Origin of the sequence: Nonomuraea ceibae (assembly GCF_019396325.1) — a bacterium.
Lineage (GTDB): Bacteria > Actinomycetota > Actinomycetes > Streptosporangiales > Streptosporangiaceae > Nonomuraea > Nonomuraea ceibae.
The window spans coordinates 23,108-44,411 of sequence record NZ_JAHKRO010000058.1; the positions used below are offsets into that span (position 1 = coordinate 23,108).

Annotated in this window: 17 protein-coding genes and 1 pseudogene; 7 read left to right on the forward strand and 11 right to left on the reverse strand. The window is 68.9% G+C overall.

The window, feature by feature from the left end; genetic code table 11:
* Positions 1-3: 3 nt before the first annotated feature.
* The 7 genes from KME80_RS29630 to KME80_RS29660 are packed head-to-tail and all read right to left on the reverse strand — an operon-like array spanning position 4 to position 8,125.
* Positions 4-885 carry a fumarylacetoacetate hydrolase family protein gene (locus KME80_RS29630; protein WP_219509684.1) on the reverse strand — a complete coding sequence of 294 codons (882 nt, stop codon included), beginning with the start codon at positions 883-885 and terminating at the stop codon, positions 4-6.
* On the reverse strand, positions 882-1,658 hold the full coding sequence (locus tag KME80_RS29635; RefSeq protein ID WP_219509685.1) for an amidohydrolase family protein: 777 nt from the start codon (positions 1,656-1,658) through the stop codon (positions 882-884). Before KME80_RS29635 ends, KME80_RS29630 begins: the two co-directional genes overlap by 4 nt.
* A 23-nt stretch (positions 1,659-1,681) precedes the next feature.
* Entirely contained in the window at positions 1,682-2,419 is a 738-nt protein-coding gene (locus KME80_RS29640) for an amidohydrolase family protein (RefSeq protein WP_219509686.1), read from the reverse strand.
* A complete protein-coding gene (locus KME80_RS29645; protein ID WP_219509687.1) occupies positions 2,416-3,630 on the reverse strand; it encodes a DegT/DnrJ/EryC1/StrS family aminotransferase in 1,215 nt (404 codons plus the stop codon). The genes KME80_RS29640 and KME80_RS29645 overlap by 4 nt, the downstream gene beginning before the upstream one ends.
* A complete protein-coding gene (locus KME80_RS29650) occupies positions 3,631-5,853 on the reverse strand; it encodes a heparinase II/III family protein (RefSeq protein ID WP_219509688.1) in 2,223 nt (740 codons plus the stop codon). It abuts the gene before it with no gap.
* Entirely contained in the window at positions 5,850-6,869 is a 1,020-nt protein-coding gene (locus KME80_RS29655; RefSeq protein ID WP_219509689.1) for a Gfo/Idh/MocA family protein, read from the reverse strand. The genes KME80_RS29650 and KME80_RS29655 overlap by 4 nt, the downstream gene beginning before the upstream one ends.
* 14 nt (positions 6,870-6,883) lie before the next feature.
* A complete protein-coding gene (locus tag KME80_RS29660; RefSeq protein WP_219509691.1) occupies positions 6,884-8,125 on the reverse strand; it encodes an ABC transporter substrate-binding protein in 1,242 nt (413 codons plus the stop codon).
* Between the two features lie 257 nt (positions 8,126-8,382).
* On the opposite strand from KME80_RS29660, the gene KME80_RS29665 reads away from it, so the two are divergent.
* The 4 genes from KME80_RS29665 (at position 8,383) to KME80_RS29680 (ending at position 13,730) form a co-directional block, all read left to right on the forward strand.
* Positions 8,383-9,321 carry a carbohydrate ABC transporter permease gene (locus KME80_RS29665; RefSeq protein ID WP_219509693.1) on the forward strand — a complete coding sequence of 313 codons (939 nt, stop codon included), beginning with the start codon at positions 8,383-8,385 and terminating at the stop codon, positions 9,319-9,321.
* Positions 9,321-10,139 carry a carbohydrate ABC transporter permease gene (locus KME80_RS29670; protein ID WP_219509718.1) on the forward strand — a complete coding sequence of 273 codons (819 nt, stop codon included), beginning with the start codon at positions 9,321-9,323 and terminating at the stop codon, positions 10,137-10,139. Before KME80_RS29665 ends, KME80_RS29670 begins: the two co-directional genes overlap by 1 nt.
* A gap of 61 nt (positions 10,140-10,200) precedes the next feature.
* Positions 10,201-12,111 carry a family 20 glycosylhydrolase gene (locus tag KME80_RS29675; RefSeq protein WP_219509695.1) on the forward strand — a complete coding sequence of 637 codons (1,911 nt, stop codon included), beginning with the start codon at positions 10,201-10,203 and terminating at the stop codon, positions 12,109-12,111.
* A gap of 41 nt (positions 12,112-12,152) precedes the next feature.
* Positions 12,153-13,730 carry a hypothetical protein gene (locus tag KME80_RS29680; RefSeq protein WP_219509696.1) on the forward strand — a complete coding sequence of 526 codons (1,578 nt, stop codon included), beginning with the start codon at positions 12,153-12,155 and terminating at the stop codon, positions 13,728-13,730.
* Positions 13,731-14,807: 1,077 nt separating this feature from the next.
* Here KME80_RS29680 and KME80_RS29685 read toward each other — a convergent pair.
* On the reverse strand, positions 14,808-15,047 hold the full coding sequence (locus KME80_RS29685) for a hypothetical protein (RefSeq protein ID WP_219509697.1): 240 nt from the start codon (positions 15,045-15,047) through the stop codon (positions 14,808-14,810).
* A 221-nt stretch (positions 15,048-15,268) separates the two neighbouring features.
* A complete protein-coding gene (locus KME80_RS29690; RefSeq protein WP_219509698.1) occupies positions 15,269-15,529 on the reverse strand; it encodes a hypothetical protein in 261 nt (86 codons plus the stop codon).
* Between the two features lie 1,219 nt (positions 15,530-16,748).
* On the opposite strand from KME80_RS29690, the gene KME80_RS29695 reads away from it, so the two are divergent.
* The gene (locus KME80_RS29695; RefSeq protein WP_219509699.1) at positions 16,749-17,156 is read left to right on the forward strand and encodes a hypothetical protein; all 408 of its coding nucleotides are present in this window, start codon (positions 16,749-16,751) and stop codon (positions 17,154-17,156) included.
* A gap of 390 nt (positions 17,157-17,546) precedes the next feature.
* Here KME80_RS29695 and KME80_RS53345 read toward each other — a convergent pair whose 3' ends face one another.
* Both KME80_RS53345 and KME80_RS29705 read right to left on the reverse strand, forming a co-directional pair.
* Positions 17,547-17,963: a PASTA domain-containing protein gene (locus KME80_RS53345; protein ID WP_219509700.1), complete on the reverse strand. Its 417-nt coding sequence runs from the start codon at positions 17,961-17,963 to the stop codon at positions 17,547-17,549.
* 216 nt (positions 17,964-18,179) lie between these two features.
* Positions 18,180-18,732, reverse strand: a pseudogene (locus KME80_RS29705) (transposase).
* A 297-nt stretch (positions 18,733-19,029) separates the two neighbouring features.
* Here KME80_RS29705 and KME80_RS29710 point away from each other — a divergent pair.
* Together KME80_RS29710 and sigJ are read left to right on the forward strand one after the other, a co-directional pair.
* Complete coding sequence (locus KME80_RS29710; protein ID WP_219509701.1) at positions 19,030-20,199, forward strand: FAD-dependent oxidoreductase; 1,170 nt, start codon at positions 19,030-19,032, stop codon at positions 20,197-20,199.
* The gene (gene sigJ, locus KME80_RS29715; protein ID WP_219509702.1) at positions 20,196-21,086 is read left to right on the forward strand and encodes an RNA polymerase sigma factor SigJ; all 891 of its coding nucleotides are present in this window, start codon (positions 20,196-20,198) and stop codon (positions 21,084-21,086) included. The genes KME80_RS29710 and sigJ overlap by 4 nt, the downstream gene beginning before the upstream one ends.
* Positions 21,087-21,304 lie beyond the last annotated feature (218 nt).

Consider the following 21,304-nt stretch of genomic DNA (forward strand, 5'->3'; position numbering starts at 1 on the left):
GCATCAGCCCTCCTCGCGCTGGAAGCGCACTCGGTTGCGCAGATTGCCGAGAGTGCCGATGCGCACCTCGACTGTGCCGCCGTCGGGCACCGGCCCGATGCCGTCAGGCGTGCCGGTGGCGATCACGTCGCCGCGTTCCAGGGTCATGAGCGCGGACAGCCGCCGCAGCAACTCCCCCACCCCGAAGATCATCTTGCCGGTGCTGGAGCGCTGCCTGATCTCGCCGTCGACGCGCACCTCCAGGTCGAGGTCCTGCGGGTCGGGCACCTCGTCGGGGCTGACCAGCCAGGGTCCGATCGGGCCGTAGCCGTCGATGCTCTTGCTGAGGTCCCACGGATGCCTGGCCCCGATATCGGCGAGCTGGAGGTCGCGCGCAGTCAGGTCGTTCATGATCGAATAGCCCGCGACCGCGCCGCGCCAGTCCTCCCCCGCGCCCAGGTTCCTGATCCGCCGCCCGACCACCACCGCCAGTTCCCCCTCATGGTCGATCCGGTGGGTGACGGGCGGTACGGTGATCTCCGCCTCGTGCCCGGTCAGCGTGTTCGGGCCCTTGAGGAAGATCACTGGTCGGTCCGGCAGAGTGAAGCCGCCCTCCTGGGCGTGTGCCCGATAGTTGAGCGCCAGGCAGACGATCTTCGACATGCCGTGCACAGGCGGGGCGAAGGCGACCTCGTTCTCGGCGAAGGTCTCCGCAGACCGTGTGGCGGCCAGCTCGGCGGCCTTTGCGGCCAGTTCGGCGCGGTCGGGCCGCTCCAGCACATCGAGCGGGTCGTGCGGCGCGGACGGATCGACCAGGTCGATCGGCACCACCCGGAAGCCGTTGCCCTCGGGGCATCCGATGGCCAGGCGCGCGCCGCCGGGCGCGTCGATGCGGCAAAGCCTCACAACTGCTCCTTCAACAGGGATTGGTAGGCGCCGCCGAGTACGGTGCGCCGATCGGCCAGAGGCAGCTCTGCGAAGAGCACGCGGCCGATGGAATAGCGAAGATCGATGAACGGGAAGTCGGAGCCGTAGATCACGCGGTGCGCTCCGAGCTCGCCGACCATGCGCACGAGCCAGCGGCCGGTGAAGTATGAGCCGCAGATCTCCAGGTAGAGGTTGGGAAAGCGGGCTGCCAGCTCGATGGCCCGAGAAAAGCCCTCGGCCACCGCACCGGCATGCCCGGCCAGCACTTTCACGTCGGGGTGGCGCTCGAATACGGCGCCGAGCAACGCGGGGTCGTCGACCCGCGACCAGCTCCAGGTGTGGGTGAGCACGGGTGCGCCGGCGCGCTCCGCCCACTCCCAGACCGGTCGGTAGCGCGGCCCGTCGAGCGGGTAGCGGTGCAGATCGGGGTGGAGCTTGACGCCGATCATGCCGGGCGTGCCGGCCCACCTGGCCAGCTCGGTCTCCGGGTCCTGGTGTGGGTTGACCACGATGTAGGCGCTGAGCCGGTCGGGAAAGGCGCGCACCGCCGCAGCTGCCGCCTCGTTGCCGCGCGACGCGTCCAGTTCGATGCCGTACGTCGAGGAGAACACGGCACGCCGCACGCCGCAGCGGTCCATCACCCGCACCATCGCCTCGGCGCTGGGATCGGGCGTGAAGAAGCGGCTGTAGGGACCGAGGTGGGCGTGGGCGTCAATGACGTCGACGTCGCGCAGCGGCTCGCGCTCCAGCACGGGCTTGGTCAGGGGGTCACCGGTCATGCGGCAGCCCGCAGGATCTCGCGCGCCGATTCCGCACCGACAGCGCGCACGATGTCGTCGTCGAGTTCCGACCAGAGCAGCCGGGTGACGGCGTCGGCGGGGTCGCGCACCGGCATCCCGGTGCCGAACAGCACGCTGCGGGTGCCGAACCGGTCGACCAGCCACTCTAGGCCGAGGTGGCTGCCCAGGTAGGACAGGTCGACGTGGACGTTGGAGTGGCGGCCGAGCACCCCGGCCAACTCTCTCAGCAGCCGGTAGCCCGCCCGGCACACCACCATGTGCAGACCGGGCCGCGCACCGGCCACCTGCTCGATCTCCGGCCATGACGCCTGGTCCAGGTCGAGCAGCAGCGGCAAGCCGGCCTCGGCCATCTCGTCCAGCAGCGCCGCCACGTCCGGTCCGGCCAGCCGGAATCCGTGGTCGTTCGGGTAGAGGCGGATCGCCCGCACTCCGCTCGCGACCGCGTCGGCCACGAAGCCGGGCCCCATCTCGCCGCAGGTGTCGGGCAGGCCCACCCAGCACGGCAGGAGCCGCTCGTCGTCGTCGACCTCCTCCAGCAGCAGCCGGTTGCCCTGCGGCGGGTCGTGCCGCCACGCCGCGGAATGCGTGACCAGCGCGCTGCCGATGCCGAGCCGATCCATGGTCCGGCGCAGCTCGCCGACGCTGCCGTCGCCGGCGTCGTCGGGCAGGCGGCCGATCATGGCGTTGACGTCCAGCAGGTCGGCTCGCCTCATGCGGACGCCTCCGCATTTCCGGCCAGCGCGACCGCGTTGACCACGTCCCACATCTCCTCGGGGTCGGCCAGCAGCAGGTTGTGCGGCAGCCACACCGTCTCCGCGCACGCTCGTTCGCACACCGGCAGGTTGAGCTCGTCGTAGCGGGTCGGCTGGTGCTCAGGCCGCCAGGCGGTGGCTTTCACATCGAAATTGCGCTCGGCGAACAGCGGCTGGCGCGGCAGGGGGCGGGGGTAGCCAGGCGTGGCGGGGACGCCGAGCCGTTGCAGCGCCGTGCAGAACTCCTCCAGCGGCGGGCCGCCGGACTCTTCGGGCCGGTATCTGAAGGCGTACAGGTGGTGGGCGTGCACGGTCGTGCGGGCGTCGCGGGCCAGCGGTGCGATGCCCGGCAGGGCGGCCAGCTCCCGGTCCAGCACCTCGGCGCACGCCTCGCGGCGGGCGAGCTGCTCGGGCAGGCGGGCGAGCCCCGCCGACAGCACCGCCGCTTGGAAGGCGGTGAGCCGCCAGTTGCCGCCGAGGGAGAAATGGTCATACCAGTCGAATCCCGGACGGCGGCCGCAGTTGCGCAGCTCGCGCGCGGTCGCGGCCAGGAGCGCGTCGTCGGTGCTCAGAGCGCCGCCCTCGCCGCCGGTGAGGTTCTTGGACCCTTGGAACGACCAGGAGCCGAACTGGCCGAAGGTGCCGACGAGCTGCCCGTTCCAGGCGGCGCCGTGCGCGTGTGCGCTGTCCTCGATGAGCGCGAGGCCCTGGCGCGCGCAGATGTCGCGCAGGCGGTCGAGGTCGGCGGGCTGGCCGGCGAAATGGACGGCGATCACCGCGCTGGTCCGCGGGCCGATGGCGGCGACCACCGCGTCCGGGTCGAGGTTGTAGGTGCCGGGGTCGATGTCGGCGAACACCGGTAGCGCGTTGACCTTCAGAACGGCCGAGGCGGTGGCCAGGAACGTGTAGGGCGGCACGATCACCTCGTCACCGCTGCCGATGCCCATCGCCGTCATGGCGATCTCCAGGCTCACCGTGCCGTTGGTGCAGGTGATGACGTGCTCGGCATCGAGGAATCCGGCGTAGGCTCGCTCGAAGGCGAGCACCGCCGACGCGTCGACCCCGTTCCACTCGCCGGACTCGACGACCTGGCGCAGCGCCTCGGCCTCTGCCGTGTCGTGCAGCGGCCACGATGGCCACGGCTTGACCCGGACGGGGTTGCTGGTGGGCATTCAGTTCTTCCTTTCGCTGTCGGGCGACCCGATGCCTGCGGGCTCGATGTCGACCGTCCAGGTGCCGGCGGCGGGCAGCACCACGTGCGCCCAGCCGTCACCAGTGGTCAAAGGCAGTACGACGTGGTTCAGCCGGACTGTCGAGCCCGGCTGGGCCGCCAGGCGTACCCGGGTGCGGCCATCGCATGTCAGCTCCGCGCTGGTCCGGCTGCCGGCGCTGGTCAGTACGGCTCGGCGGAGCGAGCCGCCGTCGGCGGCGAGCACATCGCGCCCGCTGTGCTCGATACGGGTGCCGCTCCACAACACGGCCGAGGCGAGGGTGGAGTCGTGGGTGCGCGCCAGGAAGCCGTCGCGCAGAGTGACCGTGGAGCGGCCGAAATGGACGCTGAGGGCAGGGTTTGCTTCTGCGGACCCGCTGGCCGCCCCAGGGCCGGCGGCAAGGTCCGGCGGGTCGGCCGCGTAGGGCACGAGAACGTGGGCGACAGTGCCGGCTGGATAGAGGAGCCTGAGCCCGTGCAGGGTGCCGGCCTCGGCGCCGCTCTCGGTCGGCCGCGTGGTCGGCCCATCGGTGAAGCCAGCCTCGGCGGGTGTCGCGAGGCAGAGCACGAGCAGGCCGGGCGAACCGGAGGATTGGAAGCCGCCTGGCGTCTTGCGCCAGGGCGACAGGCCGTTGAGCGTCCAGTCGAACGGCTGCGGCACCTCGTCGGTGATGATCCAGAAGCCCGGGGTCCGGGTGTCGGGATGAACCAGCACGATCCGGCGGCGGTGCCGTACGCCCAGCCCCTGGTGCACCGCGACCAGCACGTCGGCGACCGGCGTGTGCAGGACGTGCTCGATGGTGGCGTCGTGCTCGTCAGCCAGTTCGCTGCCCGGCGGCAGCACCGCGTTGTGTGCCCGCCCTGCCCGGTACCAGCTCTGGTAGGCCGGGTCGTCGTAGGAGCCGGGGCCGCCCGCCTCCCACGCCAGCGGCTGTCCGAAGCCCGCCAGCACAAAGTCGAGCACCGCACGGTGGCTGTGGGTCTCCAGCTCGTGCTCGATCAGCGGCCCGCAGTTCACCACGGCGAACAGGTCGTCGCGAGCCGCGCGTTGCACGGCGAACTTGCTGTGCGCCAGCCAGGCCGACCGCTGCGGAAGGGCCGCGCTCGGAGCAGCCTCGAACTCCTCGAGCGGGTCGCCTCGTCCTGGCCGGGGTGGCAGCCACGCCAGCACGTCCGCGATCCGCGCGGACGGCAGCCGCCGCAGCGCCGCGTCCTTGTAGTGGGGACTGCCCAGCAGGTAGTGGCCGCGCAGCAGCAGCTCGGCGCTGTGGACCAGGTGCGAGTCGTTGAACGGCGGCACCCAGCCGGCCGGCGAGGTCATCGACAGCAGCCAGTCGTGCATCGCGGCGAACCGGGGATGCGCGGCCAGGTCCCAGCCGAGCCGCTGCTCGCCCGCGATCGCCGCGAACTGCAGCGCGCCCAGGCACATCGTGTGGTAGGACGGCGCGCGTTCGTAGTGACCGCCGTCGGCGTACACGTCCAGCTCCAGGTGTTCGAGGAGCCGCCGGTGGGCCAGCCGCGCCCATCCGGCCGACTCGGCCGCCTCGGGCAGGAACGCCGCGACCTGGGCCAGCACCGAGCAGCCGGCGAGCTGCCAGTTGCCGTGGCGGAACGCGGTGTGCTCCTCGGCCAGCCAGCGCGAACCGCCCAACACGGTCTTGAGCATGCGGGCCCAGCTCGCCTCCGGCATGGCGGCGCCGAAGACGTGCAGTGCCTCCATGAAGACCTGCGCCCGTCCGGCGACGCCGAGCGTGTACCAGACGACCTCCAGCCCGGGCCATTCGCCCTTGACCTCGTCGCGGGAGGCATACCAGGCGTCCACGACGGAGGCGAACGTGGCGAGGTAGCGTTCGTCGCCGTTCAGGGCGTAGGCGCGGGTGAGGGGTTGTGCCCAGTGGAGGTAGTGGAAGCCGTAGAGACCAGACCGGCCGTGCGCGGGGTCCAGGAAGTCGACCGGCGCGCCCACCAGCGTGTCGGCTCGCGCGAGAGTCGCCTGCCTGGTCTGCGGGCCGGCGCGGCCGGCCCAGCGCAGCGCGTCCGTCGCGGGGGCGACGCCGCGCTTGGTCAGCCGTTCGCGCAGCTCGGCGATGCTCGCGTCCCCGAAGGCCGCCAGCAGGTCCGCGTCGGCGATGTGCCGCATGCGGCGCTCGTCGACGTGCGGCGGGTTCTCGACGTAGGCGTTCACGAGGCCACCGGCTCCGGCCGGCCGCTGCCGATCGAGGCGTGAATCGCTTGCAGCACAGCGGTGACGTGCAGCGAGCTCTCCAGCGTGATCAGCGGTTCCCGGTCGAGCATCACGCAGTCGATCATGTGCCAGACGGCGTCGCGCGCCGCGCCCGCCGCGCGGCCGTGCACGGTGCGCAGCAGCAGGTTGCGCGGGTAGGTGAAGTCCTTCTGCGTGGCGATCTCGATCTGCTCGCGCTTGCGGTCGAGGTGGATCACCCCGTCGGTGCCGATCACCTCCACGAAGGAGTCGGTCATGGTGGGGAAGGTGTCGGGGTAGGTCCAGCAGGCTTCGAAGGTGGCGACACCTCCCCGTGCGAATCGTGCCTGCGCCTGGATGGCGTCGGGGGTGTCGATGCCCCTGCCCCGCAGCACTCCCCAGACCGCGTTGGCGTAGACCTCGACGACGGTGTCGTCGAACAGCCAGCACATGAGGTCGATGTCGTGGCTGGACAGAAACCAGGCCGGGGTGGTGCCCGCCGCCCACGGCAGCATCTCTGTCGGCACATGGACGGTGTCGTTCTTGCGTGCGTAGCCCATGGCCGGGGCGCCGAGGTCACCCGCCTCGATCCGGCTCTTGGCCTGGGCGTAGGCCGGGACCCAGCGGTGGTTGAACAGCGTCATGCCCTTGGCCCCGGCCTGCCGTACGGCCGCGAGCGCACGCCGCGCGTCGGCGAGCGATGTGGTGAACGGCTTTTCCACCAGCACGTGCTTGCCCGCCTGCGCGGCGGCCACCACCACGTCGGCGTGGTGGTGGTCGGGCGTGGCGACCACCACCAGGTCGACGTCGGGGTCGCGCACGAGCGCCTCGTGGTGCGGGTGCACCCGGGCTCCCGCCTGCTCAGCGAGCGCCCGCGCACCGGCCTCCGTCCGGCTCGACACGGCCGTGAGCACCGCCGCATGATGGTCGGCCACGGCCTCGGCGTGCGCGCGGCCCATGATGCCCGCGCCGACGATGCCGACCCGCACAACGTTCATGATCGATCGACTCCCTAATCAGTGGCGGCGAGCAGCTCGTTCCACTCGCGCTCGGCATCGGCGAGCGCCTGCTCGGCCGACTTGCTCCCGGACATGAAGGCACGCACCTGCTCGCGCAGCCGTTCGCGCAGTTCCTCGTCCTTGCCGGTGCCCATCGACGACAGGGTGGTCCTGGGCAGTTGCTTGGCGATCTGCGTCCGGGCCTCGTCGATGATGCTGTCGGTCTCGGGCCGGCTGAACAGCGGATCCTTCAGCGACTCGACCGTCGAGGGGTAGATCGGCGCGAGCTTGCAGAAGGCGGTCTGGTTCTCGGCGTTGGTGAGGTAAAGCGCGAAGTCGGCGGCGGCCTTGACGTTCTTGCTCCTGGCCGGCACGACGAAGGTCTGCTGGTCGGGCACCACGTAGCTGCCGGCCTTGCCGAGTGCGCCGGGCCCGATGGCCATCTTGGCGAAGACGTCGGGGTTGTTCTTCTCCATTCCGACCAGCACGGCGGGGAAGCTCAGGGCCGCGAAGGCGACCTGCTGGTTGGTGAGCGTCTGGGGATACTGGCGTTCGTCCTTGACGGTGGCGCCTGGGGCGATCGCGCCGTCCTTCATGCCCTTGGCCCACTGCTCGAGCACGGCTCGCGCCGCGGGGGTGTTGAAGGCCGCTTTCTTCTTGTCGGGCGCCAGCAGCCGTACCCCTTCCATCTCCAGGATGATGTCGTTGGGGATGCCGTTCATGCCGTAGACGGTGGAGTCGGCGGTGTGCACGCGCTCGCCCCACTCCATGGCCTCGGTGAAGGTCTCCGGCGGGTCAGCGGGGTCGAGGCCGGCCTTCTTGACGAGCTCGGTGTTGATGATCGACACCGGGGAGCCGCCGTTGTACCAGGGCAGGCCGACGAGCTTGCCGTCGCGCTCCAGTGGCGCGAGCAGCGTGGGCTGGTAGCTCTTGCGCTGTTCGGGCGTGAGGTGGGGGCCCAGGTCGGCCAGCGCGGGCACGAACTGTTCGAGGTTGAGGTTGGTCAAGTTGACCACGTCGGGCACCTCGCCGCTGGCGACCGCCGCGAGCAGCTTGGGCACCACGTCGTTGCCGGGCACGTCGACCCAGGTGAGGGTGACGTCGGGGTGGGCCTTGCGGTAGCCGTTGATCAGGCCCTGGACGTAGCCGCCGAAGTTCTTCTTCAGGTTGATGGTCCAGAACGTCAGGTTGACCTGATCGCTGCCGCCGCTCGCCGCCGAGTGGCCGCTCGAGGTTCCGGCGACGCAGGCCGTCATCCCTAGGGCGATCGCCGTGCAGGCGGTGAGGACTCCGAGGGTTCTGTGTGTGCGAGTTCCGGTGCGTGTGCGCACGGACACCGATGGCCTCCGAGGGATCGGTGGGGTGGTTGACACCCTGCTGACTGGGGGGTTAGCTTCGCCTTAATTTCTACGGTCCTTAAATGTTGTTCCGGACCAAGGTTATAGCGACCGGTGTGGGTGTCAAGAGTCGCCGGCGGTCGATCCCGAGCCCCGACAACAGAAGGGTGTGGTGCATGGTCACGACGGACCTGCCACGACACACGGCGCCGGACGGCGCCCTGGGCCCCTCCGGAGCCCGGCGCGCCCGCCGCCCGCTGGGCGTCCCGATCCTGTTCCTCGCCCCCGCGCTGGTGCTGCTCGCGGTGTTCTTCCTCTGGCCCGCGGTCACCGCCGTGCAGCTGGCATTCTTCTCCTACGACGTGGTCAGCACCCCGGAATGGGTGGGCCTGGCCAACTTCGGGCGCATGGCCGACGACCCCCGCTTCTGGACGGCGCTGGCCAACTCAGGGCTGTTCCTGCTGCTGATGCTGCCTGTGCTGGTGTTCGTCCCGCTGCTCCTGGCTGTCCTGGTGAACATGCCGTTACGCGGGATCAAGGCCTTCCGCGTCATGTACTACCTGCCGGTGGTCACCTCGATGGTCGTCGTGGCGATCGCCTGGAACTACGTCTTCCACCAGCGCGGCGCGCTCAACTGGGTGCTCACCTCGCTGGGCCTGCTCGACGAGCCGGTGCAGTACCTCCTCGAACCGGGCTGGGCGCTGCCCGCGCTGGTGCTCGTGGAGAGCTGGAAGTCGATGGGGTACTACATGATGATCTACCTGGCCGGGCTGCAGTCGATCCCGCGCGAACTGCACGAGGCTGCCGAGGTCGACGGTGCGGGCGCCTGGCAGCGGCTGTCACGGATCACCACCCCGCTGCTGCGGCCGTATGTCGCCGTGGTGCTCGTGCTCGGCTCCATGGACGCAATGCAGGTCTTCACCTCGGTGTTCGTCATGACCCAGGGCGGGCCGCAGGACACCACGATGACGCTCGGCTACTACATCTACGACTCAGCCTTCCGCCGGTTCGACGTCGGCTACGCCAACGCCATGGGCATCGTCCTGTGGGTGATCCTCGTGGTGTTCTCCGTGGTCAGCTACCGCACAACCAGGGGAAGGATGGTGAGCGCGTGATGCGACTCGCCCGCCGGATCGGCCTGTACGCGGCGCTGTCGCTCATCGCGGCGCTCTTCGTGCTGCCCTTCCTCATCCTGTTGTCCTCCAGCCTTAAGCCTGCCACCCAGCCGTTGCACGAGTTCCCGCCGCAGTTCCTTCCGCTGCCCCCGGTGCTCGACTGGGTCGCCGAGGCCTGGACGAAGATCGACTTTCCGGTCTACCTGTGGAACTCGATCCTGCTCGAACTTCTCACCCTCCCCGCCTACCTGCTGATCTCGGCCTTCGCCGGATACGCGCTGGCCCGCTACGACTTCCGCGGCCGCCAGTTCGTCTTCTACCTGATCGTCTCCACGATGTTCCTGCCCGGCGAGGTCATGCTGGTCCCTCGCTTCCTCGTGGTCTCGCAGCTCGGCATGGTCGACACCTTCGCCGGTGTCGTGCTGCCCGGTCTGATGTCGGCGTTCGGGATCTTTCTGGCCCGCCAGGCGTTCGAGCAGGTGCCGCGAGAGCTGTTCGACGCGGCCAGGATCGACGGAGCCGGCCACTGGCAGACCTTCTGGCGCGTCGCGCTGCCACAGGTCCGCCCCACGCTGGCCACTCTGGCGATCTTCGGCTTCATCAACGTGTGGAACAACTTCATCTGGCCACTGGTGGTGCTGTCGAGCGAGGACAAGTACCCGCTCGCACTCGGCCTGGCCTACCTAGCAGGCACATTCGGCGACGACCAGCGCAGCATGGCGGCCGGCACGGTGATGGCCGCGCTGCCGGTAGTGATCTTCTTCATCGCCATGCAGCGCCACTTCGTCGAGGGCATGAAGGGCGCGATCAAAGGCTGATGCGGATCGGAGCAGATCGAGCCGCGAGCGCACGCACCGCAGACGATCACGAAGGATCCCCATGACCCTCCTACGTTTTCCCGTTCCCTCGCCGCGTGCCTCCTACCCCGAGGCCGGCGCCTTCGAGCCGCCGCCGGGTGCCGCCGTTCACTGCCCGCTGGGCGCTGAACGCGCGGGACGCGTCGTGGCCCAGCTCACCGGGCTCCCACTCCGCCAAGCGGGGCAGGAGCCACGGATCGTGGTCGCCGCCGGTCCCGAGCCCGGCCGCCTCGACGCACCCGACCGCCCTGACGGCTTCGCGATCCGGATCGCGCCGGATCGGATCGAGTTGGCAGCCACCGACCCCCGCGCCCTCGGGTACGCCGCGACCCTGCTCGCCGAGCGGGGCCTTGGCTGCGGGCGTGTCGTCGACTTCGCGGACCTCGCCGTGCGAGCTGTCCACCTCGACCTCAAGGGCCCGATGCCCGCGCCCGGCTACCTGATCGGGCTGCTGGCAGATCTCTCGCGGTGCCGCGTCAACGCCGTGCTGGTGGAGTACGAGGACAAGTTCCCCTACAGCGCCCGCCTTGGCCTGGCCTGTCCCGACGCGCTCAGCCACGCCCAGTTGCGCGACCTGCTCGGCGCCGCGCGCGAGCACGACGTCGAGGTGATCCCGCTCGTGCAGTGCCTGGGCCACAACGAGCACCTCCTCGCCCGCGAGCGCTACCAGACACTGGCCGAGGACGACCGGCACAGCGACCTGTGCCCGTCGCTGCCCGGATCGCTGGAGGTCGTCGCCGCGCAGGTGGCGGAGGTGATCGCCGCGCACCCGGAGTCACGGCTCGTGCACATCGGCGGTGACGAGCCGTGGTCGCTCGGCCGCTGTCGCCGCTGCCGTTCCGCGGCGGAGCAGTACAGCACGGCCGGGCACGACGGCAAGGCCCGGCTGTGGGCGGACTACGTGGCCCGGGTGGCCAGACTCGTCATCGACGCCGGCCGTACCCCCGTGGTGTGGGACGACGTCCTGCACGGACAACGCGACCTGTCCGTCGTCGACCTCCTCCCGGCCGAGACCGTCGTGATGCCATGGGAATACTGGGAGCACACCGAGCGCACCGGACACGTCAGGTGGGGCACGCCGCCCAGCATGGTCGCCCCCGCGGCGCTGGAGGCCGACCCGGATGCGTGCCCCGGGTTCCCCGGCAACGGCGTGCTGCACGACCTCGAAACGCTGCCGGAGCACGAGCAGCAAGTCTTGCGCGCGGTCAAGTACGACCACGGCTCGCGCTCGCTGGCCTGGCTGCGCGGGCTCACCGCGTTCGGCGTGCCGGTGCTCGGGGCAGCCGCCGCGAGGGGCGCCGATGGCGAGGATGTCAGCGCGCCGCGGTGGCGCCGCCGTATCGGCAACATCACACAGTGGGCGCGGCAGGCACGCGCGGCCGGCGCGCTGGGCGTGGTCACCACCGCCTGGTCGGCCTACACCGCCGTCACCGCCCCCTGCGAACCACTCGCCACAGCCGAGCCAGGCTTCGCGGCGTCCGGGCTGCTGTACTGGAACTGCGACCTCAGCGACAGCGACCTCGACGCCGCGCTCGACGGGCTGCCGCGCCTGCTCGGCCTGCTCGACGGCGACGAGCCGCACCACTGGACGGCGGCCGAGCGCGCGTTCCAAAGACGGCCGGACGGTGCCCTGTGGGTGCTGCTGGCCAGGTACGCGAGCATCGAGGTCCGCACCACCGAGGCCGCCCGCGCCGCGGCCTTCCACGTCCACGCGACCGGACCGAAGCCCGACGCGCACTCCCCCGCGCTCGCCTGGGCGCGTGCCGAGGTGGCCGGCCGCTGCTCGGCGCTGGTGGCGGAGTGGCTGGCCTGGCGGGCGGAGTTCGCGCGCGAGCTGCGCACCTGTTACGTGCCCGCAGCGGCCGACCACGTGGCCGCCGTCAAGTCGGCCGAGCCCCTCCATCGCCTGCGGGCACTGCTGGAGGCGCTGTGAACCCGGACCGTGAACCCGTCCCACACACCAAGGAGGACCACGTGACGAACAAGATCTTCGGCAGGCGGCAGGTGCTGCGCGGAGCCGTACTGACCGGAGCCGGGCTGGCCGGATTACCCCTGCTCGGCGCGGCCCCGGCGCGAGCCGACACCGCCGACTACACGACCCGGGCAGCGTTCGACGCCCTCGATCTAGGCTTCAACGGCGGTGACGGGCTCAAGAACGAGACCAACGAGAGCTTCGGCCAGCTCGGCTGGGGCGAGTCCTACATCCTGCAGGCCTATCTGCTGATGTACGAGGCGCACGGCGACACCCACTACCTGGACAAGGCGGCCGACCACATCGACAGCGTGCTCGCCAATCGCGATCACCTGCGAGGCGTCACCGACTGGAAGGACCGCTCGCTGCCGGGCTGGCGCCTCGGCCATCCGTATTCGTGCGGCGAGCTCTTCCTCACCGACGCCTCTGGCGACCGGATCCTGCGGCTGCGCTCGCCGCGCGCCTACTCCACGCTCATCCAGGTCACGGTCGGCGAGGGCACCGCCCCCGGAACGTTCAAACTGTACGCCAAGCACCCGCTGCCCAGCTTCAACAAGCCGGGCGACCCGTGCGAGGAGACGCACGACAACCTGTCGATGGACCCGTCCAGTCCCGACTACGTGATCCGCAGGCTGTGGGACGAGTTCAGCGTCAGCGACGTGGGGCTTACCGCCAAGGATCTGCGGCCACAGCCGGGCCCGGGGCCGAACCCGGCACCGCTGGCCGCCACCATGGCCGCACCGTACTTCCACTCCTCGGTCCACACCGGGCAGATCACCTATCCCATCGCGAAGTACGCCCGGCTGGTCGCGCGTTCCCCGCAGCTGCGCCGCAGCCGGACTCTGCGGGCGCGGGCGGCCGACTACTACGAGGCCGCAAGCACGGCCCTGCACATCCACGACGACGAAATCCGCACCACCTCCACCGCTGGCGCGCTGTACGGCTACCACAAGGGCGACCCGGTCAACCTCGACGGCTCTGACCTGCCGCACAACTACTCCACCAGCATGGCGCGCGGATGGCTGGAGCTTGCCATGGCCGGGCGTGATCCGCATCCGCGGGTGCGGGCGGAGGCACTGGTGCGCAACTTCCGCGACGACATCCGGCGGCTGCCGGATGGCACCGGATCATGGACCTACTACTGGACCGGCGGCGACTGCTACCGCGGGTGGACCCGAGAGAGCGGAATCTCGGAGAACATGCCGGCCATCGGTGCCGGGACGCGGGGCGAGGACATCTCCCACGGGCACATCGAGGTGACCATGGCGGTGACGGCGCACCAGGCGGGGGTGCTGTTCAGCACGCCCGACCTGCGCATGCTGGCGAACACGCTGACGCGCAAGGTGTTCAAGACGCAGGACGGCAGGCCGGTGACCAGCACCTGGGTGGACGGCTCCGGGGTGACGACCGGATACCGGCAGATCGTGGCGGGATGGCTGGGGCTCGCGCCGTTCGCCGAGGACCGAACCGCCATGATCGGGACAGTCCACCAGATGATCAGGGACACCAAGCCAGCGCCCGGCCCGGTGACCATATACGCGGCGGCGTGGTTGAACTGGGCGGTGCGTACGTCCAGGTGAGCGGTGTGGGAACCGGGATCTGCGGCCTCGCTGATCCCGGTCCGTCGCGCGGCTTCGGTGACGGACGCGAAACGTTCAGGGCGCACGTCCGCTGCCCCTCGGTTCCGCACGCCCGCGCAGCTGAGAGCTCGGTGGCCAGCGTGTAGCGGACGCGGTAGCCCCTTCATCGCGGCTTCGGGGCCCAGCGCGATGAGAGGTGAGACATGCCGGTGGCTCCTCAGCCATAATTCGTGTTCGGGACCTGATATCTCCGATGCAGGTTTCTGTTATTGCTCGCCAAGTTTGTTGTCAGGTCGCGTACGTCAGATGGGCGTAGCCGCTGGGACGCGGGTCCAGTGTCAGGCCTCACACGCGTCGGTGTAGTCACTGCCGAACTCCTCGGGAATGAACCCGGGTGCCAGAGGGACCACCCGATACTCGTCCTACATGTCCTTCATGCTGGTCGCCGGCCGGTCCGTTGGCCAGCGTTCTCACAACATCGCTGCTGGCTCGGGAGCAGCTGCGGCAGTGGAGAACCGGTCCCGTTCCAGGAGCGCAGCAAGAGAGGTTGCTCACGGCCGATTCCTCGCGAGCGCGCGGGATCAGGAGCGCGACAAGAGAATCGCATGGCAGCCGACGGTGGCGATGCGTACGCCTCTATGGTGTTCGTCCTGTGAGCGCTCGTCGAAGCGGCCGCACGACACACTGTGGCCCGGCCCGCGGGGCCGCTTCGCACAGGGTGTCGTGCGGCCGGTCACCACGGAAGCTGTCCAGCCGCACGCTGAACTCATCACACAATGTGGCTTCTACCCTGACGGACGTGCTCGAGCGCTCGAGTAGACCGGTTTCTGGCAAAAGGCTCAGCGCCCCCTGCCTCACAGCAAGCGACACTGAAAAGGCAATCGTACGAGCTCAAAGCTCTCCTGCGCCCTTCGGCAACGAGCTTGCCCGTACCTCTTCTAAACAGGTCAGCTCTCCCGGCCGATACTGCATCGGCTGAGTCGTTGATGTCGGCCGAGCCGGCAGCCTGCGCGGTCTGCCGTAGAGCCTGCCGCAGCCTCCGCCGTCGACGTCTTGTAGCAGGGCACACCCACTCGATCAGCGATCGCGCTGGTCTGCCCGGCGCGTGGCGAGTTCATCGTTGGCTGCCGCCTCCATGCCGGTCAGGCGCGCGTGCAGTTCGCCGAACTGGTCATCCAGGTGCGCGCGCAGCTGTTCCAGGGCTGCGGTGGGCGCCGGAGCCGGGTGGACGTGCACCGGCGGTCGGAGGCGAATGCCTCGCAAGGCGAACACGGACAGCACACCCCAGTACAGAACGGCGATACCGGCAGCGAGCATACGTCCATGGGGTGGGCTGGCACTGTAGACCATCGCGACGGTGCCGGCCCCGTACAGCAGCCAGGCTAGGCGGGCGCTTCAGGAAGACCCCGTCAGCCAGCAGAGCAGCCACAGGATCGGCCCGGTCAGTGCCCAGGCCGACCAGATCACCTCCGCACTTGTGGGCAGTCCGGTGGCGTGGGTGGTGATGTAGGTGTGAACCGGTGGGGTGATGACCTCGGTTAGCTGCCATTCGGCCCCCGTTCCAGGGCCCACGTACCGCCGGTCGTCAGCGCATGGAACACGCCTTGGAGGATGGCGCCAAGAACAGTGAGGGTCAGCCACAACAGCGCGATCACAACGAGAGCCACGCCGGCGACACAGACGGCCAGAGTGGAGTACTTGGCGATCTCAGCCTTGCGTGGATCGTCGGCGAACCGCTCTCGCGACCACTGCTGCAGGGCGTGGTAGCGGTCAGCGATCCAATCGGCCACTTCGACCATACGGAGTCTCCTTCACCGGGAGCGGACATCTTCGATGGTCTCTCGCATAGGCGCGCCGCCATCGGAACGCCAGGAACGTGCGAGGAAGAAGGCTGCGGGGCTGCGCAGAGGCCCGTTCGGAGCTGGTGCAGCCTGGTTCGTAGGCCGGCACAGAGCGTTCACCGACGTCGATCGCTAGCGGCCTCAAGGGGACCAGCTACGAGAAGTGTCCGATCCGCCGGAAGGTGAAGGCGTACCAGATGTTCAAGAGTTCGGTGATCCAACCAGCGGGTCCTCATCACCACGCGGACCTGGCCCGTCGTTCAGTCGCGGCCGTCGTTTCCTCCGCCGGTGGCTAGCAGTGCTCCGTGTTCTTGCGGTCAAAGCGAGGCGCGTAGCCAGAAGCGCGCTTGTGATCGGAAAGCAGGTGAGTTGATCGGTGGACGCGAAGCGGCGGGTTTCGCACTTCGCCCCTTAAAATTTTTCTGAAAGGACAATTGGGCGGGCAGCCTGCTCGATGATTCTGGCGGAGCGGTCCTTTTGGTTCATCAATCGAGAGGAGCAAATACGCTCTTGCCGCAATTCGGGGAAACGTGCTCCGGCGGCCCGGCGTTCTTGGGTTGGGGTCGTGCGACCGCCTGTCTGTATCGGTGAATAGTGGGTCGGCATAGGGGCTGTCGCGGCTGCTCAAAAACGAAGTTGATCTTAGTGGCGGCGAGGTGTTGTTGGTCGCGGCGATTCTGTTGCAACCGCAGAAACTTCTTGATCTTGCTCGCTGAGTGATGTGTGTCGCAGGTTACCTCTGTTGGCTCGTTGGAATTTACTGTCTGTAAAGGCGGGCGGAATTGAGCAAGCTTGATCTGGTCATCGCAGGTCAACTGCGCTTGGGGGCCCCAGCTGTAGTTGGTATTCATGCAGCTCGCCTGCTCCGGCCCTGTGATGCGTACTCCTGGAGAATCATCGACGATTATGCGCATCGCCGACACCGCCCGAGTATCGGGACTGGGTGCTGCATTCGCTTGTCCAGGCGAGGGGTCTTGCCGAATAATCCTGCCCGGTGTAGAAACTGACTGTGGGTCCGCAGGCGGCGAATCCCCTCAATGGAAAGGAGTGAGGAGCGAATTCATGAGCCTCGCTCAACCTTTCATCGTTGGCCGTTACGCTCGTGGCTCGTTTGGCTCCGTTCTGTGGCCTGCCGTACGAGAACTGGCACATTTCCCGCAGAGAGGAGTTCTGAGGAATGCGAATCGCCAAGTATGCAATCCTGGGAATCGCAGCGCTCGCCTGTGGGGCGGGCCTGCCTGCCATCCCACCTGTGCAGGCGCACGTTCAGGTACAGCCGGCCACTGTGGCGGCGGGTGCGTCGGTGGACAGCACCGCGGCCCATAGAAAGATCATCACCAAGCGCCGCAGCGGCTGCACCTGGCTGTTCTACAGCAGCCACTCAGGTGCCCACACCCGGAAAATACAGGGAGGGTGCACAGGCCATAGCTGGACCTACGTCCAAAGCAACCGCGGCTGGAAGAGCGGCTGGCGGCACGGGCGGTTCCAGGCCGGTGCGGTAGTGCCCCGCGGCCACAAGGTCAAGTACAGCTGGCACAAGACTCAGCAGAACGAAACCGCCCGCCTCATCACACACGGCACCTGAGAGTTCCTATCAGGTACAGCGCAGCTGATCGACCGCCGTCAGGTGTCCTCGAGGACGGAACCGGCCGATGCGCCCGTGCCCCAGGGTCGGCGGCGAGCGCCGACGGCCCCGGGGCACCTGGCGGCGCCACGCTCCCGAGTCCGCTCCGCCTGATCGAATCGCCTTGTCGAACATGGCGGCCTCTAGCGCCCTTCGGACGCGGAGCGCATCTCAGGCGCAGCTGATGCCAGGTCGACCCGCAGTGCCTGTCCGGGCGGGTCTCTCCCCGCATACGGCACAGGCTGCTCACCGGGCACGCCCGGGAGCGGGACCGCCTGGCCGTAGAGCGCGACCAAGCCGTCACGGCGCTGGCCTCCGAGCGGACGCGCGCCGAGGAACTGGGCGGGCAACTTACCGAGGCCCGAACCGGGGCGCGTATCGCCGAAACGCAGGCTGTCGACCTCCGCGGTTGTACCAGGCAGACTCATCACCTGTAATCCAAGTAACGGCGACTTCCCCGTGCTTTTCCACCACTGTGCCGGGCTGGGGTGACATGCGGAAGACGGCGCAATCGGTCTTGTCATCACAAGAGGTAGCGGGGCCGATGCCCTCGTCATCGAGTTGAATGTCCATCGCCCTGGCCGCGTTCTCCGCTTCTACGAGTGTCTTGCCCACCAGGTCGGGGCAGACCGGCTGTGCGGGCGGTTTCGGCCGCCTTGATGGCTTTTCAGGCTCGCTCTCGTAGCCGAACATCTGCATACAGCCACCCACGATGACCAGGACGTCCAATATGGCCAGGCAGCCAGCTCCTTTGGAATTGCTACCCATCGCGCGCTCCCGTGCTGGTGTGGATCGGTCCCGCAATCCTGTCACTGCGGACGCTTCTGCCACTCGTCTACTGGGTACAGGAAAAGCTCATTAGCGCATCAGTTGAATCCCGCTATCCGACCAGGCGATTTCACGGGCGGGGCGGAATTGGATGACCACTCCCAGAAGAGCACGCCGCGCTGCTCGGCCACACCGGCGCGCTACATCGAGCACTTTTCATCCTGAGCGGCAGCCTTCTTCGATGAACTGCAGGACGAGGATGGCCTGCACGATCGTGGTGGCGCGGTGCGGGCAGCAGCGCGGCTGGGTCAGCACCTTCCAGGTCCCGCTTCGAGGTGGCCCTGGCGCGTTCCCCGCGGGTGCGGATGCGAGCGTGCGCGTGGTCGACAGAGCGCTGATGGCGCGACAGCGGCGGCCGCAGCCGATGGCCCTTGAACGGCGTGCGGATGCTGCCGCCCGCGCCTTGCTATCCCTTGTCGGCAAAGGTCTTCACCTCTGCGGCGGTCAGCACGTCGATCAGGCCGGTGGAACGTGCCGTGGTCAGGTCGACCGCCTCGCAGACGTGGCGCCAGACGGTGCTGGTGCCGACGTGGAAGCCCACGGCCAGCCGCGCATAGGTGTCGCCGTTGCGCAGGTGAGCCAGGACCAGCAGGGCTTGCCGGGACGCATCCAGGCGCCGCCACCGGCAGCGGCGCTCGGCACGCCGGATGCGGATCAGCTCGGCCAGGCGGATCAGGGTGTGATTGGACACCCGAGTGCCTCTTCCCATGCCGACCGGGGCCCAGCACTGCCTCTGCTGATCTGCGCGATCAGGGTGGAAATGCCTCGATCATCATGCCGCACAAAGCTTCCTGCGTGGACGGGTGGAGACCGCTATGCCAGTCTCGGCTTCGCGAGGCCATGACCCGGCCGGACGGCATTGTCGGTAGGCGGTGCGGCCGGGGCCCTCGTCGCTCACCGGTCAGAGGGCCCGGCCTGGTGCAGGTCGGCGGGGATAATCAGTCTCATGTCACATATGCCCCGTGGATTCGCCTCTTCATGAGGAGAGGACAAGGAAGGCAGGGACATGCTGGGGACTATCACGATTGTGGGTGGCGGTCTGGCTGGGCTGGTGGCGGCCATCGAGTGTGCGGAGGCGGGAGCCAGGGTGACGTTGCACGAGGCCCACTCGACTCTCGGCGGGCGGGGCCGTGCGACAGCCAGGCCGTACATCGCCCATGAAGGCGCACACGTCTTCTACGCCGACGGGCCGCACTGGACCTGGCTTGCCGAGCGCGGGCTGACCGAGCCGCTTGGGAGACCGTCCATCCGGGACGCGGCGCGTGTCGGTTTCGTCCGGCATGGACGTCTACGGCACCTTCCTCCCGCGAACTTCGTCCGAATGATGCTGCTGGGACGAGGCAAGAAGGCGCCTGTCGATCAGGACTTCTTCAGCTGGGCGGCCGGCATGTACGGGGAGGACACCGCACGGGTCGCGGCCAACGCGATCAGCGTGGTGACTCTTGACGCGGACACCGGCCGGCTGTCGGCGGCTTTCGTGTGGGACCTGTTGCGGCGCGTGTTCGCGCCCAAGCCGCCGGCCGTGCGCTGGGTCATCGGCGGTTGGCAGGCGGTCATCGATCGCCTGGCCGCGCGTGCGGCAGAAGTGGGCGTGCGTATCGAGAAGAGCTCCCGGGTCACCGAATTGCCGAACCGTCCCACGATCGTGGCCACCGAGTTGTCGTCGACGCGGGCACTGCTCGGTGACGACTCGCTGCGCTGGGAGAGCGGCAACTGCGTGATGCTCGACCTGGCGGTCCGCGAGGGCCCACACGACCGGTTTATCTGCTGGGACCTCGACGGTGGCGGTTTTCACGAGAGCTACTCGATGCAGGATCCAACAGTCGCCCCACGCGGCGAGACCTTGTTCCAGATCGACATGCCCATACGGCGCGAGGAGAGCAGGCGTGCGGCCATCTCGCGGGTGGAGGCTTTCGCCGATCTCGCCGTGCCCGGCTGGCGGGAGCGGGTGACGTGGCAGCGGACGGGAGCGGCCAAGGGCCGTACCGGAGCGCTCGACCTGCCTGGTCACACCTGGCGTGACCGGCCCGCGATCGACCGCGGGGACGGGGTCTTCTTGGCCGGGGACATGGTCGCCGCGCCGGGGATGCGTGGAGAGATCTCCATCAACAGCGCGATCCTCGCAGCGAAGGGTGCTGTTCGCGCGCTGTCCGGCACGGGACGGACCGGGCTGTGAGCAGCGGGCACGCGCAGTCGCAGGCGCAGGTTGTCCGCTCCTTCCAGGCGCATAGGAACCTGCTGTTCACTCTCGCGTACGACATCCTCGGCAAGGTGGCGGACGCGGAAGATGTGGTGCAGGAGGCCTGGCTGGCGTGGTCGGGCGCGGACCATGCCAAGGTGGAGAATCCCCGGGCCTACCTGGTTCGGGTCACCGCCCGGCTCGCTCTCAACCAGTTGAACCGTTCTCGGTCCTTGCGCGAGGACTACGTCGGTCCGTGGTTGCCTGAACCGATGGTGCTGGGATCCGACCCGGCTGAGGACGTGGATCGTTCGCATGCGATCGCCTTCGGGCTGATGGTGGTCTTGGAGTCGCTCAGTCCTCTGGAGCGGGTCGCATTCGTGCTGCGTGAGGCGTTCGGGTACGAGCACGCGGAGATAGCCCAGATCATGGACCGATCCCCCGCGGCCGTTCGGCAGCTCGTCCACCGCGCGCGCGAGCACGTCGAGGCCCGCCGCCCCCGTTTCGCCGCCCACCAGACGACGGCGCAAGCCGCCGCCGAACGTTTCCTCGCCGCCGCTCTGGGAGGCAGCGTCAGCGCATTGATGGACGTCCTGGCTCCCGACGTCACCCTGTGGACCGACGGCGGCGGCCGTGTTCCGGCAGCGCTGCGCGCGGTCCACGGCAGCGACAAGGTGAGCCGGTTGATGGCCCAGGTCGCGCCGACCGACCGGCTCGTGCGCGCCCGGTGGGTGACAGATGCCGGGCCGCCCACGGCTCTGCTGCTGGCCGACGGTTCGCCGTTCGCCGTGTTGGTCGCCGTCCCCGATCCCGGTGGACAACGTGTCCGCGAGATCTACGGAATCCTCAACCCCGACAAACTCCACCATCTGGCGCGCCAGTGACATCCAAGGGCAGCGCGACCCCGGGGATAGATGCCGGAGCCGCGCTCCCCGCAGTGGTCAACGCGGGGAGCGCGGCGGCGAGCTCGGCGCTACGGAAGGACGCGGGCCCGCCCCTGGAAGCGAGGGCGGGCCCTTTGCCAACTACGGGACGGGACGCTCCACGCCACCACTGACAGAAAATCGTCGAACTCCGCGCAGGACGGCCTGGAGCTTGGGAG